This is a genomic window from Rhodanobacter koreensis (assembly GCF_054782855.1).
Genome location: NZ_BAAGRR010000001.1, coordinates 958,355 through 977,183, shown reverse-complemented (window position 1 = coordinate 977,183; position 18,829 = coordinate 958,355). Strand labels below are relative to the sequence as shown.

The window sequence follows — 18,829 nt, the reverse complement described above, 5'->3', positions numbered from 1 at the left end:
ATCACCTTGCCGTTGTTGCGGCGGGCACCTGCTCACGACGACAGCGGCAAGGTCACGCGTACCCGCAGGCCTTGACCGTAAGGCGAATCGAGCAGCTCGATCGTGGCAGCGTGCAGCTGCGCCGCACGCTGCACGATCGACAGGCCCAGCCCGTAGCCGTCGCCGCGGCTGCCGGTTTCACGATGGAAGCGCGCGAACACGCTGGCCCGGCGTTCGGCCGGAATGCCGGGGCCATCGTCGATGACATCCACCAGTGCTTCATGCTCACCCTGTGCGATCGACAGCTGCACCTGTCCGCCGGCGGGTACATGGCGCAGGGCATTCTCCAGCAGGTTGCGCAGCAGGGCCGCAATCGCCGCCTCGTAACCGTGGATGATCACGCGTGACGGCAGTGGTGCAATGCTCAGTTCCACGCCGCTCTCGGCTATCACCGACGCCAGCTCCTCGACCACGTCCATCGCGACGGCCACGAGATCGACGGCTGTACGCTGGCCCGATGCGGCACCCGACTCCAGCCGGGCCAGCGCCAGCAGCTGCTCGATCCGCCGGGCCAGTGCGGCGACACCGTGTTGGGCGTTCGCCAGGGTCGCATTCACTTCGACCGGATCGGTCGTCGTCATCGCGCTCTCGATGTTGATCATCGCCGATGCCAGCGGGGTGCGCAGTTCGTGCGCCACATCCGCACTGAAGCGGCGTTCGCGCTCCAGTGCATCCTCCAGACGCACGAGCTGTCCGTTCAACGCAGCCAGCACCGGTTGCAACTCCAGCGGCGCATCATCCAGCGCCACGGGCTCGCGATTGCCCGGCTTTCTTGTGGACAGGGCACGAGTCAGCGATTCGAGCGGACTCAATCCACGCCGCACCGCCCAGCCCACCAGCAGGGCCAGCAGCGGCAGGCTGATCAGCAGCGGCAGGCTGTGCTCCAGCCACACGGCATGCGTGATGTCATGGCGGCTGTCGTAGCGCTCGCCGGTGCGGATCACGATGCCATCGGCGGGGTCGGGCAGCGTGAACACGCGCCAGCTGTAACCGCCCTGCTGCACGTCGCGGAAACTGTCATCACCCTCCGCCGGTGGCGGCAGCGAGGCCAGGTTCGCGGTCGCCAGCGTCGTGCGCCCCGAGCGGTCGAAGATCTGGAAGCCGACCTCGGACTCGTAGGTATGGTCGTGTACCTTCAACGATCGGGTCGGAGACACGTCCGTCGGCACCACGATGCCCTCGGCAGCGTGACCGCGCAGGACGCTGGTGCCGGCATGTTCGATCAGCACCTGCAGCGTCCGCGCCGACTGCGCCAGCCGTCCGTCGGACAGTTCGTCCACTTCATGAATGGTACGGTGGTAGCTGTACACGCCGAGCGGCAGCAGCACCGCGGCGATCACCAGGACGATCAGCCAGCGCAGCCGCGAGTGCAGGCTGGCCAGCTTCACTTCGGCTCCCGCGGAATCATGTAGCCGAAACCCCGTACGGTCTGGATGGTGTCGAAACTCAGCTTGCGGCGCAGGGTGTGCACCAGTACTTCCAGTGCACTGTTGCCCACCATGTTGTCGATGCCGTACAGCGAATTCTCCAGGCTCTCGCGGCGCACCAGCCGGCCGGTACGCTCCATCAGGATCTGCAGCAGCGAGAATTCGCGGCGGGTCAATTCGACATGCTCGCCGCGGAAAGTCACCTCGGATGTGCCCAGGTCGATGCTCAGCGCGCCGGCCTCGATGCGGTTCTCCGCCAGGCCGTGGGCACGTCGGGTCAGCGAGCGGATGCGTGCACCCAGCTCATCGAGGTGAAATGGTTTCACCAGATAATCGTCGGCGCCTGCATCCAGGCCGCGCACGCGGGCTTCCAGCGCGTCCCGTGCCGTCATCACGATGACCGGCGTCTTCACGTGGGAACGCCGTGCCTCGACCAGCACGTCCAGACCATCCTTGCCGGGCAGGCCCAGATCGAGCAGCACCAGATCGGCGGTCTGGTCGCGCAGCGCCAGCAACGCCTCACGACCGTCGCGCAGCCAGCTCACCGTATACGAGAGGTGCTCCAGCGCCCGTTGGATCGCGGCACCGAGCTGAAGATCATCTTCCACCAGGATGATGTGCACGAACAGACTCCTTCACCGCGCCACGTCATGATCGCATGACGGTACGCTGCTGCCGGCAGATTATCCGGTGGTCCGCTTACGAAGTGCTTAAGCGGAAGAGGTGGCTTGTGGATCCCGGCAACGGCTTGTCGGGTCAGCGGGCTCTGTCGTATAGCGTGAAAGCATAATCTGGTCATTCATCTGGTTGGCATGGAAAACCTGACGTCAGTCCGGCTCGCCGAAGATGGGGGTGCCTTGCGCACTCCAGTGGAACTGCTTGATATACGGTGCGCGGCGGCCAGTGCATTTCCAGCCGGCGCCACCGTTGGCGTGGTAGATGATCCAGTCCTGTTTGCCGTCAGGCGACTTGAAGAAGCCGTTGTGACCGGGCGCGTAGATGCCGTGGCGCGGTGAACTGGCGAACACGGGCGTGGGCGACTTCGTCCACGATCTCGGATCGAGCAGGTCGGCATGAGTGTCTGCAGTCAGCAAGCCCAGTGCATAGTCGTCGGACCAGCAGGCGCTGGCGGAATAAGTGAGGAAGACCTTGCCGCCCGGACCATCGAGGAATTCGGGTGCTTCGAGAATCTTGCGGCCGCCCTGCATTTCCCACGCGAACGTGGGGTGTGCGATGTCCACCTGCGGCTCGGCCAGCGTCCAGGGGTTGCTCATGGGTGCGATCACCAGATCGCTGTGATCGTCCACGTAAGCCGAGTAGACGAAGTAGCGCCTGCCACCATGCTCGAATACCGTGCCATCGATGCCGGTGAAGTGCGTCTTCAGCATGCCTTTATCGATCCATCGGCCCTGCGTGGGATCGGGCGCGGCGTTTTCCAGCACGAACACATGGCGGTGTGCGTCATCGTCATGTGCCTTGTCTGCCGCGGTGTAGTAGAGATACCACTTGCCGTCGAGGAAATGCAGCTCCGGCGCCCAGATGGATACCGAGTGGTCGCCTTTGGCCGGTGGACGCCAAACCACGACGGGCGCGGTTTCGGCGAGGCGCCTCATGTCGGTGGTTTTCCACAGCGAGATACGGTCACCTTGCGTATTCGTGTAGTAGTAGAAACCGTCGCGCTGCGTTACCCATGGATCGGGGCCCGAGGGAAGCAAGGGGTGCTGCACAGTCGGCGTGCCGGCGAGGGCGACACTGACGAGGAGCGAAAACAGCAGGGCGGCGCGGGTCTTCATGCGTGGTCGGGCTCCGTTGAAGGCATGGCGGGACGATCGGCGACGGCTTGCGCGTTTACGGTTCGCCATCCAGTTGCAGATAGTCCACGTCGAGTGCGTGGGCGCCGCCATCCACGTCGATCGTATTGAAACCGGGCAGCAGGGCGGCCGACGCGTTCACCATATGCCAGCCGTCCGATGTGGCGCTCACTTTCGGTGGCGCCAGGCGCGCACCGTTCACGACCAGTGCCGGCTCGGCGGCGAGGCCAAGGTCCGCATAGCGCACGCGCAGCGTATGCGTACCGCCCGTGCTGTTGACGATGAAACGCAGTCGACCCTGTGGGCCTGCACTCAGGCGTGCCTTGCGCAGGTTTGACGCCGTGGGATCGGGTATGGCCACCGCGCCGGCGAACCCGGCGTCTTCGGCTTCGTAGCGATCGAAATGCAGCGTGGCCGCGCGGTAGAGGATCTCGTTGCTCGCCACGCGCGTTGGCGCGTCCGGCGACGAAGAGGTGGTCACGTGCAGCAGCTTGCCGTCATCGTGCAACAGTAGCGCCTGCGTCCAGCCCGCGTGAATGTTGCCCGTGCGCTTTTGCACCGGTGCGCGTACTTCCCACCACGGGCCGCGGCCCGAGGCGTTGTTCCAGTACAGGTCCCGGCCGCCTTCGTCGCCACCGCCACCACCACGCTCGGCGGACACCACGATGACGCCCTCGGGACCGCCCAGCGGAAACCAGCTCACTACCGGACATGCCGCGGGCCAGAAGCCGGAGAGCGTCATCACCGGCTCGCCATGCCGCTGCGCATCGCCCCAGTCGAGGCCGTCGCGGCTGGACTTGATGAACACCTGGCCATTGCGCGGGCCGTCGATGTTCTCGTAGGTCATCGCATAGCGATGGTCCGGCAGGCGCGTGACGGTGGCCATGCCCGGGCGCTGCACCCCGCCGGGAATGGCCACGTCCAGCGTCTCCTTGCCCCAGTGGCGTCCGCCATCGTCGGACACCTTGTGTGCCAATACCTGGTTGTAGCCCTCGGCCTTGTGCTGTTCGCTGGAGTAGTAGGCCACCATGCGGCCGTCGTCGAGAATGTGGACGTTGGGCTCCCACACGCCCTTGTTGTCCTTGTCCTCGGGGCGGCCGCCGCCCTTGATGATCGAGCTGCGATACGTCCAGGTGCGACCACTATCGGTCGACACATAGAGCTGCAGATCCTCGCTGCGTATGTGCCCGCGCCCGTCATTGCCCGTGGCATTGGCAGCCATCAGCAACGTGCCTGGCTTGAGGTCGCCGCTGTCGCGCGGCACTTCGCTGAGGTTCGGCTGCCAGCGCAGCTGCCAGTTCTTGTCAGAGTTGTGCGCCCGGTCAGTGATGTTGGACATGAAGGTCCAGCTGTCGCCGTTGTCGTGGCTCACGTACAGCGGGATGCCGCCCATGCCGTCCTGTTCGAACACCATCATCAGTGAACCGTTGGTCTGCCGATCGGACTGGTGCGCCAGCTTCACCATCGACACGTAGCCGCTACCGGCGGCCAGATGCGTGCCGACCACCTGGTCGGCGTCGCGCAGCGGTGCAGCCTGCACGGTCATCAACGCGAAGCTGCAGACAATCGCGATTGCAGTGAGGTGGACGACATTCTTCATGACGATCACTCGTGGGTCAGTGCTGGGCGGATTCAGGACGGGGAGACGTGATGGAGGCGGTGCAATCGAACAGCGTCAGTGGAATCGCCGCCGCCATCGCGCGATAGCCGTTGTCGTTGGGATGAATGTGATCGCCGCTGTCCAGATCGGCACGCAGCTGTTGCGGCTGCGCGGGGTCGCGCGTGGCCCGATCGAAGTCGATCACGCCATCGTAGGCGGCATGATGGCGGACCCAGTCGTTGATCGTTTCGCGCGCCTTCTCGCCCTGCGCGGAATACGCATCGCGCGTGCCGGCGAACGGCAGGATCGTGCCGCCGTAGATCAGCAGGCCTGCAGCATGGGCCTTGACGACGATCGCCTGCAAACCCGCGATGACGTGCGCGGCCAACAGGCGGCCGTCGATGGTCTTGCCCTGCCCACGTGCAACCATGGTTGGTTCACCGATGTCATTGATGCCGCCAAGCAGGATCACGGAGCGCACACCGCGCTGCCCGAGCACGTCACGGTCGAAACGTTTCACCATGCTCTCTCCGGGACCGATCGCGCCGTCCGACGTGGTTACCTCGTTACCGTCGATGCCTGTGTTCAACACGGCATGGCGGCAGGTGCCGGCGCGGTCAGCATCGTGCAGGCGCTCAGCCAGTACATCGGGATAGCGGCGATTGGCGTTGACGGTGGAGCGGAAGCCATTGGTGATCGAATCGCCGAGTGCCACGACGGCCGATGTCGGCATCTCCGGCGCGACCTCGACGCCCGACAGCCACAACGTGGCCGCGATCTTCCGCGCCACGGGCATCGTGGCGGAGGCGGTGTAGTTGCCGCGGGTCGAAAGATATTGGTCCTGCACCGGATCGGGATGCCACGTTGAGGGCACCGTGGCCTTCGCCACGTGGATGCTGATGCCGAGCATGTCGTTCGTGCGCACGTCGAAACGTACGGCGTCGCTGTCGACGGTTTCGCCCGGCGCGATGGTCACCGTCGGGCGGCCGTGGAAATGCACGACATGCAGGCTGGCTTTTTCAAGTGCGCCGCCCCCTTCAGTGGCTTGTCGGCCGATGCTGACCGCATCCAGCGTCACCGGCTGCGTGCCGAACGTGTTGGCGAGGCGGATGCGCATGTGGCGGCCATCCATGCCGATGCGAACCATCTGGCGCAGGGTGACGTCGGCGAGCACGGGCGCTTTCTGCGTGGCGTCGGTCGACGCGTCAATCATCGCCGTGCTCCAGCCACCGACCCAGATCGTGGTGTCCTGTGCGTGTGCGGCAGGCGGCGTCAGCGTCGCAGCCAGCAGGAGAAGCACACAACGTTTCACGGCATGCATCGCGATACCAACCTCATCAAAGGCAGACAGGCAACGACTTGCGCCGTTGCCTGGGAAGAAAGAAGCAGCGGTGACGGCAGGGGAGGGGCGCCGCCACCGCTGCAAGCCGCTCAGAGTTTCAGGCGGATGCCCAGACCGATCGTGCGGTCCTGGTAACGGATGTCGCGTGGACGCGTGGTGCCGTCACCCCAGTACTGGTGCAGATCGTTGCCGAGCAGGTTGGTCGCCGTCGCCACCACGGTGGTGTATTTGTTGAGGTCGTAGCCGATCGAGAAATCCAGTTCGTTGGCCGGTACGATCTCGTCGTACACGCCGGCCACGTTCGGCTGGTTGAAGCCATCGATGAAGCGGCTGCGGTAATCGTAGGCGAGGCGAGCGGAGATGCCGTACTTCTCGTACATCAGCACCGCGTTGTAGTTGGTCTTCGACACACCCTGCAGCGGCGACGCGACCACCGGTCCGCCGATGTACTGCGGCGAGCGTGTCGAGCCCTGGATGAAGGTGTAGTTGAGCTGCAGACCCAGACCGCTCAGTGCACCGGGCAGGAAATCGAAGAATTGCTGGTACGCCAGCTCGGCACCATCGAGATGGCCACTGCCTGCACTCTGCGGCGAGTTCAACTGGTAATCGCCGCCATTGATCGTCACGTCGGTCACGTAGTTCTGGATGTAGCCGTTGATGTCGCGGTAGAACGCGCCGGCGCTGACATAGCCGGCCGGTGCGAAGTACCACTCCAGCGAGGCATCGTAGTTGGTCGACTTGATCGGCTTCAGGTACGCATTGCCGCTGGAGGCCACACCTTGCCGGTTGATGGTGGCGGGGTTGAGCGACAGCGACGGATTGAGCTGGCCGAAGCCGGGATAGGTCACCGTCTTGGCACCGTCCAGTCGCAGCTGCAGGTTGTCGGTGAAATGCCAGTTGAAGCTGAGGTTTGGCAGGTAGACCGGTGCGCTGGTCGACAACGACAGTGGCGAATAGATGCTGGTGGACGCATCGAACGAGTAGGCATCGAGGTTGCGCTTGACGCGCTCCATGCGGAAACCGATCAGGCCATCGAACGGCATGCCGAACAGATCATTGCCGTAGCCGACCTGGGCGTAGCCTGCGTAGGTCTTCTCGTCGATATTGAAGAAGGCACCGGGATCCTGCGGCGCCAGTCCGGCGGGCAGACCATAGAAGTTGCGCAGCGCATTGGCATTTTCGGTGAGGTAGTTGTAGCAACCGGTGAGCCAGGTGGTCGGCAGTGCCGAGGTGGTCGGCATGGCGCAGAAGTAGCCGTTCGGGAAAACCGCGGTCACCTGGTTCGCCGGATTCGGAGCAGCCGTGCTGCCCGACCCGCCCGGCGGCGGTGTGGAAACCTGCGTGCTGCCCTCGGACTCCGCCTTGTGATCGGCATAGCGCACGCCGAAGTCGAGGTACTGGAAGAAGCCGTTGTTGATGTCGAACGTGCCGTCGGCGCGCCAGGCATATTGATGGCTGCGCTGATTGCTCCAGCTCTGGAACAGGCCATTGAGGTAGTAGTTGTTCGGATCGAGCTGGGGATTGCCGCCGAGCGACCAGTTCGAATGATTGCCCGCGGTGCCGCTCCAGATGCTGTCGATGGGTCCCTTGAGGAAGGTGTCGATGATGAAATTGTCCTCCTGGAACGAGGACTGGTTGTACGACAGGTCAGAGGACAGTTGCAGCCGGTCGCCATGCCACTTCACGCCAATGGCGTGTTGCAGGTCGTGGCCGCGTTCGGAGTGCGCTTGCGTGCTGGTAGCGGTGTAGTTGTTGCCGGACCACTGGCCACTGGTTGCATCGCAGATGGTCTGGCCCTGGTAGGGCGAGCCGGTCAACTGGTTCGCATAGCAGTTGCTTCCGACGGTGAGGTTGCTGGCGGGGATGCCGGAGTTGCCGGCACCGGTAAAGTAGAAGGGCTGGTCGTAATGGTCCGACATCCAGTCGTACAAGGCTTCGTAATAGAACTCGGTGCTGTCGTTCGGCTTCCACTGCAACGCATAGTTCAATTCCGGCCGCTGGCGATAGCCGATGTTGTAGTCGGCACCGAGCGCATTGGGCACCGCCACCAGGTTTCCATTGGCCGTGCGCACCGGAATGGGATTGCCGTTTGTGTCCACCTGGCCAGTGTTGGCGATCACCGGCACGTCGTCCCAGACCGCGTTGTACTGGTAATGCTGCGCCATGAACGAGGCATTGAGCAGCGCGCCGAATTCACCGGCGTCAGTGTTCCAGCGGTCGCTCATCAGCACGCTGAAGTTGGGATCGCTGTGACCGCCGTACTGGCTGTGCGTCTCGGTGAACGTGGCGGCGAGCTTCGGACCCTGGAAATCGAAGGGGCGATAGAGCTGCATGTCGACTACACCGGCGATACCTCCATCCGGCTGGCTGGCATCGCTGGATTTGTAGACGCTGATGGTCTTCACCGCGGTCGCCGGCAGGTTCTGGAAGGCGAAGCTGCGACCGGTGCCGCTGTCGATTTCGCGCCCGTTCAAGGTGGTGATCACATTGGGGAGGCCGCGGATCACCACCGAGGTGGTTTCGCCCTGGAAGCCCTGCGCCACCTGCACGCCGGTGATGCGCTGCATCGCATCGGCCACGCTGTTGTCCGGCAGCTTGCCGATGTCCTCGGCGACGATCGAGTCGACCACCATGCGTGCGTCCTGTTTCAGCGACTGCGCGCTCTGCAGGCTGTTGCGCAACGGTGTCACCACCACCCCGGAGAGATTGACGGCATCCTTCTGCTTCGAGTCGCTGGTGGTCCCGGGCTTTTTGGCGGGCGCTGACTGCGAATTGCTAGCGCTCGTGTCGGTCGTCTGCTGCGGGTCATTCGACGGCGCTGCTGTGGATGGCGCGTCGGCCGCGTGTGCCGATGCGAAAGCTGTGGCGATCATTGCTGCCAGCAGCGTCGTGGGAATGCGATTGCGATTCATGGGTAAGCCTCCCCTCAGAGGTCGGTGTGCACCGGCTCATGCCGGTGGTTGTCGTTGTGTCGGTTGCCCACGGCATGGCCGCAGGTGGATCAGGAAAGTGATGTGCGCGTGGCGCGCGTCTAAGGCGTCTTCTCGCTGACGGTGGCCGGGTAACTTGCCGCTTCCGCAGGCACCATGCCGCGAGGTGCTCGTGACAGCATTCGCAGAATGTCCGCCTCGCGCTGCCTGTATGGCGTGCCGTCGCCGTGCAAGAGGTCGTGGAACCACAGCGTCGGCGGCTGCAATGTGTAGGGGCGCTGCCATGAGTCCCAGGGCAGGGTGGTCTGCGAACGTCCCTCCACGAAACCCCAGTTCACCATGCCCACGTCGAGCTTCTTGGCCAGAGGCAGCACGCCGTCGATGGTCGAGCCGGCTCCACGTGCCATGTACTCGGTGCAGATCAACGGACGGCCATAGCCCTTGAGCTGCCGGACGCGACTGGCGAATTCCTCGGGCCAACCGTAGTTGTGGAAGCTGATCACGTCCGACTGCTCGACCTGCGTGCGTTCCACTGCATTGAGGTGCGACGGATCGGACCAGTCGTCGTCATGCCACAGCCCGCTGGTGAGCGGCTGCATGGGCGAGGTGCTGCGTGCCCAGGCAAATACCTGCGGCAGCAACTTCGCCACCAGTTCGACCTTGTTCTTCGGTTCCTTCGAGTCGTAGTTTCCGCCGCCGGGATTGTCCGGTTCGTTCCAGACGTCCCAGGCCAATATGCGCGGGTCCCTGGCGAAGCTGCCCACGACATCCTTCACGTAGTGTTCGAAGCGCGGGTACTGGCTGGCATCGGCCAAGGCCACGCCCGGGCTCTGCACCCAGCCGGAGTTGTGCACGCCGGGGATCGGCGGATGTTGCGGGCCCAGCTTCGGCTGCGGATCCCAGCATGAGTCGAACAGCACGAAGATCGGCTTGATGCCGTGCTTGCTGGCGATGGCGAGGAAGCGGTCGATGCGTTGCTTGAAGCCGGTGGCATCCTGCTGCCACAAGAGGTCATGCAGGAATACGCGCATGGTGGTCATGCCCAGCTTCTGCGCCCAGCCCAGTTCCAGGTCGATGCGCTTGGCGTCGAAGGTATCGGCCTGCCACATCTCCAGCTCGTTGATGGCGTTGGCAGGCAGGTAGTTGCTGCCCAGTGGCCACGCCTGTTTCGCGTACCAGGCATTGGCTTCGGCGGGCGTCCAGCGCGCGGCTTTATCCCGGGCCAGTGCCGGCGTGGCGAATATTGTCGCCAGTCCCATCGCCATCGCCAGTAGTGCGTACTTCATGACTTCTCCCCGCATGGTCGCGGGATGACAGCCGCGACGCGTTGGTTGATGCACGGCCGCGCTTGCAGAGGGCAAAGCGACCCCGTGGACGCTCTTCGAAAGGCGCCCATGCAACGGAAAATGCTGTGTCAGTGCGTGCTGTGCGCCGACTCGGTGGTGAATTCGTAAACGATCAGATTGCGATAAACATGGCCAGGCTCCAGTCGTGCCGAACCGAAGGACGGCTGGTTCGGCGTGTCCGGGTAAAGCTGTGGTTCGAGCACGAAGGCATCGCCCTGACGGTACACATGGCCGCCCGTGCCGACCGTCGTGCCGTCGAGGAAATTGCCCGAGTAGAACTGCAGGCCCGGTTGCGCCGACTTGAGCGTGAGCACGCGTCCGGATGCCGGATCTTCCACGCGCGCGACGATGCGTGGCGCACTGGCCGCCGAGCGGCTGATTACCCAGTTGTGGTCGTAGCCGTGTCCGTTGAGCAACTGTTCGTCGTGCATGCGGATGTCGCGCCCGATCGGCTTGCCCTGCCTGAAGTCGAACGGTGTGCCTTCCACCTTGCGGATCTCGCCGGTGGGGATCGAGGTAGTGTCCACCGGGAGATACGCATCCCCCAGAATGGTGAGGCGCTCATCCATCACGCTGCCCGAACCTTCACCGGAAAGATTCCAGTACGCGTGGTTGCTCAGGTTGACGATGGTCGGCTTGTCGGTGGTGGCGCGGTAATCGATCGATAGGCAATTGTTGCTGTCGAGCGTATAGACGGCCGTGACGGTGAGCTTGCCTGGATAACCCATGTCGCCATCCGGGCTCACATAGGTAAGCGCCACGCTCGCCTTGCCGGCGTCGTGCTTCACCTCGCCGATGGTCCACAGCACCTTGTCGAAACCGCGGGTGCCACCGTGCAATGTATTGGGTCCGTCGTTGATCGGCACGTTGTAGCCGTGACCATCGAGCGTGAAGTGACCTTTCGCAATGCGGTTGGCATAGCGCCCCACCGTTGCGCCGAAGTACTGCGGCTTTTTCAGATAGCCGTCCAGCGACGGGTAGCCGAGCACGACATTCGCAACCTTGCCGTTGCGGTCGGGTACCGTCAGTGATTGCAAACCTGCGCCGAGTGCTATGACGCGCGCCGACATGCCGTGCCCATTGCTTAGCACCACGGCGTCCACGCGCGTGCCGTCGGGCATGCTGCCGAACGTTTCGCGCTTCGTCTCCGTCGTGGCATGCACCGCCAGTGACAGTGCCGCCAGACCAAGTATCGAACCCATCAATCCTGCACGCTGCATGTCCCTTGTGTCCCCTTTGCCGTATCACGGGATGAGGCATGCAACCACATTGTATGATTATCGTGCAAGTGTTCTTTGGCATCAAAAAAATCTTTGTGCGATGCGCCACTGCAGGTGATGTACATCATGGGCGAGTCGCGGTTGGCGTCATGACGCGCGATGCAAAGCTCGTCGCCTGGCATCGCGCAATCCTGCATTGCGCGCAACTTTCCGCAACGCATCATGACGCGTTTCGGGCGATTCGCTGCCCCGGCACGTTTGTCACTCATGTCCCGCGTCCGTGCTGAACTCGAAAGGCCGCAAAAAAACATCTTGGCAGGATGCCGGCAAAGTGCTTATAGTCGATTTGTATGACAATTCGGTCGAGCCTTCTGTAGGCTCGCCAGAATGGATCGATCATCGCTAGGACCGGGGCCAGAGGATTTCATGAGGAAGCCGATCGCAGTTCGCAGCCTGTACGGGCATGTCATGCACGAACTTGGGCAACGCATCGTCAGCGGCAAGGTGAAGCCTGGCGAAATCCTGCCACGTGAGGAAACCCTTGCCGAAAGCCTGCATGTCAGCCGCACCGCCTTGCGCGAGGCGCTCAAGGTGCTTTCTGCGAAGGGCCTGATCGAGTCGCGCACCGGTGTGGGCGCGCGCGTGCTGGAGGAGCGTTCCTGGAACCAGCTCGACGCCGACGTGCTCGCCTGGCGTTGCGCTTCGATGCCCACCGACGATTTTGTCGACAAGCTGGTGGAGATGCGCGAGATCATCGAGCCGGCCGCCGCCGCCACGGCGGCGCGGCGACGTACCAGTGTGCACCTCGCCGCCATCGACGAGGCCTACAAGGCGATGGACGCGGCGCAGACGCTGGAGGAATGGACCGAGGCAGATCTTCTCTTCCACGACGCCGTGCTTCACGCCACCTGCAACGAACTGCTGCAGTCGTTGTTCTCGGTAGTGGAGACTGCGCTGGGTGCATTCTTCGCACTGTCCGCGCGCAATGCGAGCAACTTCAAGTATTCGCTGCCGCACCACCAGAAGGTGCTCGAAGCCATCCGGCGCAAGCAGCCTGAAGTGGCGCGCAAGGCCATGCACGCCATGATCGTCGACTCGCAGGCCAACCTGCAGCGCAGCCGCAGCCGTGCCCGCAGGAAGGCGATTGCGTGACCACGCAGCTGATCGGGCTGGATTGGGGAAGCACGCATCTGCGTGCCTACCGCTTCGACGAGCGCGGCCTGGTTGAAGACGTGCGCGCACTGTCCTGCGGCATACGTCAGCTTCCCGCGGGCGGTTTCGTCGAGGCATTCACGCAAGCCTTGAGCGGATGGCCACAGGTACCCGTGTTGGCTTGCGGCATGGTGGGCAGCCGCAACGGCTGGCTGGAAGTGCCTTATCTGGATACGCCGGTTCGCATCGAGCGTCTCGCCACGGCACTGACGCCGCTCGCCGCGCCGGATGGACGCACGGTGCACCTGGTGCCTGGACTGCGTGATCCCAGCCGGCCCGACGTCATGCGCGGTGAAGAAACCCAGGTCGCCGGCGTGCTGGCGCAGTTTCCCGAGGCGTCGCATCGTGGCCAGTTGTTGCTGCCGGGTACACACAGCAAGTGGGTAAACGTGCGTGACGGCGCAGTCACCGGTTTTGCGACCGTGATGACGGGCGAGCTGTATGGCCTGTTGAGCCAGCATTCGATCCTCGGCGCTTCGCCTCCACGGGCGACTGACGATGACGAGGCCTTCCGCCGCGGCGTCGCCACGGCGCGCGACAGCGGTGCCGCAGGTGTGCTTTCGCGTGTGTTCTCGGCGCGCACCTTGATGCTTGACGGCACCCTGGCATCTGCTTCCGTGGCGGATTATCTGTCCGGCCTGCTGATCGGCGACGAATTGCGCATGGCACTTGCCGCCGGCTGGATCGACGCGCGCGAACCCGTGCTGATGGTGGGCGACGCGGCGCTGTGCGCCCGCTACATCAACGCCGCCGGCGCCTTTGGCCTGCATCTGGCCAAGGCACCCGATGCCACCACCGCGCGCGGCCTCTGGCTCATCGCGGTCGAGTCCGGCCTGGTTACCACCCACGCAACGGCATGAATTCATGAAGTCCTGGCTTGAACCGCTCCCCCTGGTCGCGATCCTTCGTGGCCTGCATCCCGACGAGGCCGTCGACATCGGAAGCGTACTTGCCGATGCGGGCTTTCGCATGCTGGAAGTGCCGCTCAATTCGCCCAGGCCGTTCGACAGTATCCGTCGCATGGTCGATGCCCTTGGCGACCAGTACCTGATTGGTGCAGGCACCGTGCTCGATCCAGCACACGTGAAGGATGTCGCCGATGCCGGGGGACGCCTGATCGTGATGCCGCATGCGGATGCCGTGGTGATCCGTGCCGCCAAGCAGGCCGGTCTCTACTGTGTGCCCGGCGTAGCTACGCCTACCGAGGCGTTCGCCGCACTTGCCGCGGGTGCCGATGCACTGAAGCTCTTCCCTGCCGAGCAGTTCAGTCCCGCCGCACTCAAGGCTTGGCGCGCCGTGCTGCCGGCGGACACTGCCGTGCTGCCGGTGGGCGGTATCGCACCCGATACCATGCTGCCGTGGTTGGCTGCCGGTGCCGCCGGTTTCGGGATCGGCTCATCGCTTTACGCACCCGGCCGGCCGGCCGGCGACGTCGCCACGCGCGCGCATGCTTTCGCCGAAGCCTGGCAGCGCCACCACGTTTCGAAAGGACCTGTTGCATGAAGATCACCGGATTGACCACCTTTATCGTGCCGCCGCGCTGGTGTTTCCTGCGCATCGACACCGATGCCGGCATCAGCGGCTGGGGCGAGCCGGTGGTCGAGGGCCGCGCGCATACGGTAGCCGCCGCCGTCGACGAGCTGTCCGACTATCTGATCGGCAAGGACCCACGCCACATCGAGGACCACTGGAACGTGATGTATCGCGGCGGCTTCTATCGCGGTGGCCCGATCCTGATGAGCGCGATCGCCGGGATCGACCAGGCGCTGTGGGACATCAAGGGCAAGGATCTCAACGTGCCCGTGCATGCATTGCTGGGCGGCCCGGTGCGCGACCGCATCCGTGTCTACTCGTGGATCGGCGGCGATCGTCCGGCGGATACCGCCCAGGCTGCGCGCGACGCGGTGGCGCGCGGCTTCACCGCAGTCAAGATGAATGCCACCGAGGAAATGCAGTACGTCGATACCTATGACAAGGTCGAACAGGTATTGGCCAACGTGCAGGCGATCCGCGATGCGGTCGGACCACATGTCGGGATCGGCCTCGACTTCCACGGCCGCGTGCACAAGCCGATGGCCAAGGTACTGATGCGCGAGCTGACACCGTTCAAGCTGATGTTCATCGAGGAGCCGGTGCTGTCCGACCACCTCGAATGCCTACCCGAGCTGGCCGCGATCGCACCGGCACCGCTCGCGCTGGGCGAGCGGCTGTACTCACGCTATGACTTCAAGCGCATGCTTCAGGTCGGCGGGGTCGACATCATCCAGCCCGATCCTTCGCATGCCGGTGGCATCACCGAGACGCGCAAGATCGCGGCGATGGCCGAGGCGTACGACGTGGCGCTTGCCCTGCATTGTCCGCTGGGCCCGATCGCGCTGGCCGCGAACCTGCAGCTGGACGCGGTCTGCCACAACGCGTTCATCCAGGAGCAGAGCCTGGGCATCCACTACAACGCGGCGAACGATCTGCTCGACTACGTCAGCGACCGCAACGTGTTTGCGTATGAGGAGGGCTTCGTCACGATCCCGAATGGTCCGGGCCTTGGCATCACCGTCAATCAGGAATACGTCACCGAGCGCGCCGCCCTCGGCCACCGCTGGCGCAATCCGATCTGGCGGCATGCCGACGGCAGCGTGGCAGAGTGGTGAGTCCGATGCTTTCACAGAACGCGGCTTATGCCAGCTATCCCAGCCTGGTCGATCGCACGGTGCTGATCACCGGGGGCGCCAGCGGCATCGGCGCCGGCTTCGTCGAGCACTTCGCGCGGCAGGGTGCCCGGGTGGTGTTCCTCGATGTGGATACGGCATCGGCACAGTCGCTGCTCGATGATCTCGGCAAGGTGGCGCACCGGCCGCTGTTCATAGCCTGCGACCTGACCGATCTGGACGCACTTGGCCAGGCGATCGCTCAGGCACGCACCGCGATCGGCCCGATCGCCGTGCTGATCAACAACGCCGCCAATGACGCACGGCACGATTTCGCGGCCACCACGCCGGCCGATTTCGAACGCAACATGGCAGTGAATCTGCGCCATCAGTATTTCGCCACCCAGGCGGTTGCCGAGGACATGAAGGCGCTGGGCGGCGGCTCGATCATCTGTCTCGGCTCCACCGGCTGGATGAAGAAGAACGGCGGCTATCCGATGTATGCGATGGCCAAGGCTGCCATCCACGGCCTGGTCAACGGGCTGGTGCGCGAGCTGGGTCAGCACCGTATCCGCATCAATTGCCTGGTGCCCGGCTGGGTGATCACCGACAAGCAGCGGCGGCTGTGGCTGGATGCCGAGGGCGAGGCCGAGATCGCTCGCGTGCAATGCCTGCCCGGTTACCTGATGGCCGAGGATCTGGCGCGTGCGGCCTTGTTTCTCGCTGCCGACGACAGCCGCATGTGCACCGGCCAGGACTTCATCGTCGATGGTGGCTGGGTGTGAACGGCACGGTCCTGCATGCACGACCGGTCGTCGACGCGTGCAACCAGCTGGGCGAAGGCGTGCTGTGGTGTCCGCGCGAACAGGCGTTGTACTGGACGGATATCCATGCGGCCATGCTTTGGCGCTACACGCCTCGTGACGGTGCTGCACGGCAATGGGCCCTGCCTGAGCGGCTGGCCTCGCTGGCATTGTGCGAGACGGACGGCTGGCTGTTGCTCGGACTCGCCACGCAACTGGCGTTTTTCCATCCGGACAGCGGCCGGCTGCAGCCGATTGTCGAAGTGGAGGCCGGCTTGCCGACGCGCCTCAATGATGGTGTCTGCGATCGGCAGGGCCGCTTCGTGTTCGGCACCTTGCACGAACAACCCGCCGGTGAATCGAAGCGCTGCATCGGAGGCTTCCATCGCCTGAATGCCGACCTCACGCTTGAGCGCCTGCCACTGGCTCCGGTGGCGATCAGCAATAGCCTCGCCTTCAGTCCCGATGGCACGACCATGTATTACTGCGACTCGCCTGCACGACGCATCCTGTGCTGCGACTATCACGCCGACGGCCGTGTTGGCCCCTCGCGAATCTTCGTCGACCTGGCCGGCATCGAGGGCGAGCCCGACGGTTCGACCGTGGATGCCGATGGCGCGTTGTGGAATGCGCAATGGGGGATGTCGCGCGTGGTGCGTTATCGCGCGGATGGCAGCGAGGACATGGTCGTGCAGCTGCCCACGCGGCAGCCAACCCGGGTGGCCCTGGGCGGCGTTGCACTCGACACGCTCTATATCACCAGCGCCCGCGATGGCCTGTCTGCCGATCATCTGCGCACCGAGCCGTTGGCCGGTGCCTTGTTTGCCGTCGCGGTGGAAATGCGCGGTATCGAGGAATCACGTTTTTCCGGTACGCCGGCACCATCGGCAGTCACCGCGACGAGGCAGTTGCATTGAGTGTCGTCGTCTACATCTTGCCCATCATTGCCGCCGGTCGTGGCGGATCGCATTCTGGATACGGGGAGCATTCATGAGCGCCATCGCTGAAAAATCCATCGCCGTGCGGCATAGCTCCGCGGCCTTGTTCACCTGCGTGCTGGCTGCACTGGCCGGATTGATGTTCGGCCTGGACATCGGCGTGATATCCGGTGCCACGCAATTCATCCAGAAAGAGTTCCAGATCTCCGACCACATGATCGAGTGGATCGTCAGCTCGATGATGCTCGGCGCGGCCGTCGGCGCCCTGGGGGCGGGCTGGATGTCTGCCGCACTGGGCCGCAAGCGCTCGCTGATCCTGGGCGGCGTGCTGTTCGTGCTCGGTTCGCTGCTGAGTGGTGCGGCCTGGTCGCCGGACACGCTGATCGCTGCGCGGCTGATCCTCGGCCTGGCGATCGGCGTGGCCACGTTCACCGCGCCGCTGTATCTGGCCGAGGTCGCGCCCGAATACATCCGCGGCGCCATGATCTCGCTGTACCAGCTGATGATTACCATCGGCATCCTGGTGGCATTCCTGTCCGACACCGTATTCAGCTACAGCGGCAACTGGCGCTGGATGCTCGGCATCATCGCGGTGCCCGGCATCCTGTTCCTGCTTGGCCTGTTCGTGCTGCCGGACAGTCCGCGCTGGCTGATGATGCGCGGCCGCAAGGGTGAAGCGACGGACGTGCTGCAACGGCTGCGTGGCGACACGGATCAGGTTGCCCGCGAGGTGGCTGACATCGAGGAGCAGTTGCGTACGCCACAGAAGGGTTGGCACCTGTTCCTGGAGAACCCCAATTTCCGGCGATCGGTCGGGCTTGGCGTGCTGCTGCAGATGATGCAGCAGTTCACCGGCATGAACGTGGTGATGTACTACGCACCGCGTATTTTCCAGGACATGGGCTATGCCACCACGGCGCAGATGTGGTTCACCGCGATCGTCGGCCTGACCAATGTGCTGGCCACCTTCATCGCGATCGGTCTGGTCGATCGCTGGGGGCGCAAGCCGATCCTGTACACCGGCTTCATCGTGATGGCGCTCGGTCTGGGCGTGGTCGGCACGATGATGCACCTGGGCATTGCCACGCACAGCGAGCAGATCTTCACGGTGGCGATGCTGCTGACCTTCATCATCGGTTTCGCCATGTCGGCCGGCCCGCTGATCTGGACGCTGTGTTCGGAAGTGCAGCCGCTGAAGGGGCGCGACTTCGGCATCGGCTGTTCGACCTTCACCAACTGGGTGGCCAACATGATCGTCGGCGCCACCTTCCTGACCCTGCTCAATGGCATCGGCAACGCCGCCACGTTCTGGTTGTACGCCGCGCTCAACCTGCTGTTCCTGCTGATCACCTTTGCGCTGATCCCGGAAACCAAGGGCATCACCCTGGAACAGATCGAACGCAACCTGATGGCCGGCAAACCGTTGCGCGAGATCGGGCAGTAGGCAGGGGCATGACCATGACGGCAGGTAGCGATTGGGTGGTGCTGGTTGCGGGCACCGGCGCTGCACAACCCC

At 64.1% G+C, this 18,829-nt stretch carries 16 protein-coding genes; 7 read left to right on the top strand and 9 right to left on the bottom strand.

The genetic code is table 11. From position 1 onward, the window contains the following. Positions 1 to 32 precede the first annotated feature (32 nt). The 9 genes from ACYVKM_RS04150 to ACYVKM_RS04110 form a co-directional block, all read right to left on the bottom strand. Positions 33 to 1,427, bottom strand: coding sequence for a sensor histidine kinase (locus ACYVKM_RS04150; protein WP_460876003.1), 1,395 nt, complete (start codon positions 1,425 to 1,427; stop codon positions 33 to 35). Continuing rightward, the gene (locus ACYVKM_RS04145; protein ID WP_460876001.1) at positions 1,424 to 2,089 is read right to left on the bottom strand and encodes a response regulator; all 666 of its coding nucleotides are present in this window, start codon (positions 2,087 to 2,089) and stop codon (positions 1,424 to 1,426) included. Before ACYVKM_RS04145 ends, ACYVKM_RS04150 begins: the two co-directional genes overlap by 4 nt. 204 nt (positions 2,090 to 2,293) lie before the next feature. Continuing rightward, the gene (locus tag ACYVKM_RS04140) at positions 2,294 to 3,259 is read right to left on the bottom strand and encodes a glycoside hydrolase family 43 protein (protein ID WP_460875999.1); all 966 of its coding nucleotides are present in this window, start codon (positions 3,257 to 3,259) and stop codon (positions 2,294 to 2,296) included. 55 nt (positions 3,260 to 3,314) lie between these two features. Then, a complete protein-coding gene (locus ACYVKM_RS04135) occupies positions 3,315 to 4,877 on the bottom strand; it encodes an exo-alpha-sialidase (protein WP_460875997.1) in 1,563 nt (520 codons plus the stop codon). A 16-nt stretch (positions 4,878 to 4,893) separates the two neighbouring features. Continuing rightward, positions 4,894 to 6,177, bottom strand: coding sequence for an SGNH/GDSL hydrolase family protein (locus tag ACYVKM_RS04130; protein ID WP_460875995.1), 1,284 nt, complete (start codon positions 6,175 to 6,177; stop codon positions 4,894 to 4,896). Between the two features lie 131 nt (positions 6,178 to 6,308). Further along, entirely contained in the window at positions 6,309 to 9,131 is a 2,823-nt protein-coding gene (locus tag ACYVKM_RS04125) for a TonB-dependent receptor (RefSeq protein ID WP_460875993.1), read from the bottom strand. Positions 9,132 to 9,250: 119 nt separating this feature from the next. Beyond that, the gene (locus tag ACYVKM_RS04120) at positions 9,251 to 10,435 is read right to left on the bottom strand and encodes a glycoside hydrolase 5 family protein (RefSeq protein ID WP_460875991.1); all 1,185 of its coding nucleotides are present in this window, start codon (positions 10,433 to 10,435) and stop codon (positions 9,251 to 9,253) included. 128 nt (positions 10,436 to 10,563) lie between these two features. Then, a complete protein-coding gene (locus ACYVKM_RS04115; RefSeq protein ID WP_460875989.1) occupies positions 10,564 to 11,697 on the bottom strand; it encodes an aldose epimerase family protein in 1,134 nt (377 codons plus the stop codon). Next, positions 11,697 to 11,984 carry a hypothetical protein gene (locus ACYVKM_RS04110; RefSeq protein ID WP_460875988.1) on the bottom strand — a complete coding sequence of 96 codons (288 nt, stop codon included), beginning with the start codon at positions 11,982 to 11,984 and terminating at the stop codon, positions 11,697 to 11,699. Before ACYVKM_RS04110 ends, ACYVKM_RS04115 begins: the two co-directional genes overlap by 1 nt. A gap of 157 nt (positions 11,985 to 12,141) precedes the next feature. Here ACYVKM_RS04110 and ACYVKM_RS04105 point away from each other — a divergent pair, with 157 nt between their 5' ends. From ACYVKM_RS04105 to ACYVKM_RS04075, 7 genes are all read left to right on the top strand, one after another. Further along, positions 12,142 to 12,867 (top strand): FadR/GntR family transcriptional regulator, encoded by a 726-nt coding sequence (locus ACYVKM_RS04105; protein WP_460875987.1) that lies wholly within the window; start codon positions 12,142 to 12,144, stop codon positions 12,865 to 12,867. Then, complete coding sequence (locus ACYVKM_RS04100) at positions 12,864 to 13,787, top strand: 2-dehydro-3-deoxygalactonokinase (RefSeq protein ID WP_460875986.1); 924 nt, start codon at positions 12,864 to 12,866, stop codon at positions 13,785 to 13,787. The genes ACYVKM_RS04105 and ACYVKM_RS04100 overlap by 4 nt, the downstream gene beginning before the upstream one ends. Before the next feature lie 4 nt (positions 13,788 to 13,791). Next, positions 13,792 to 14,430: a 2-dehydro-3-deoxy-6-phosphogalactonate aldolase gene (locus ACYVKM_RS04095; protein WP_460875984.1), complete on the top strand. Its 639-nt coding sequence runs from the start codon at positions 13,792 to 13,794 to the stop codon at positions 14,428 to 14,430. Continuing rightward, the gene (gene dgoD / locus ACYVKM_RS04090) at positions 14,427 to 15,575 is read left to right on the top strand and encodes a galactonate dehydratase (RefSeq protein WP_460875982.1); all 1,149 of its coding nucleotides are present in this window, start codon (positions 14,427 to 14,429) and stop codon (positions 15,573 to 15,575) included. Before ACYVKM_RS04095 ends, dgoD begins: the two co-directional genes overlap by 4 nt. 5 nt (positions 15,576 to 15,580) lie before the next feature. Beyond that, positions 15,581 to 16,357 carry an SDR family NAD(P)-dependent oxidoreductase gene (locus ACYVKM_RS04085; RefSeq protein ID WP_460875980.1) on the top strand — a complete coding sequence of 259 codons (777 nt, stop codon included), beginning with the start codon at positions 15,581 to 15,583 and terminating at the stop codon, positions 16,355 to 16,357. Continuing rightward, positions 16,354 to 17,292, top strand: coding sequence for an SMP-30/gluconolactonase/LRE family protein (locus ACYVKM_RS04080; RefSeq protein ID WP_460875979.1), 939 nt, complete (start codon positions 16,354 to 16,356; stop codon positions 17,290 to 17,292). The genes ACYVKM_RS04085 and ACYVKM_RS04080 overlap by 4 nt, the downstream gene beginning before the upstream one ends. A 73-nt stretch (positions 17,293 to 17,365) precedes the next feature. Beyond that, complete coding sequence (locus tag ACYVKM_RS04075; RefSeq protein WP_460875978.1) at positions 17,366 to 18,757, top strand: sugar porter family MFS transporter; 1,392 nt, start codon at positions 17,366 to 17,368, stop codon at positions 18,755 to 18,757. Positions 18,758 to 18,829 lie beyond the last annotated feature (72 nt).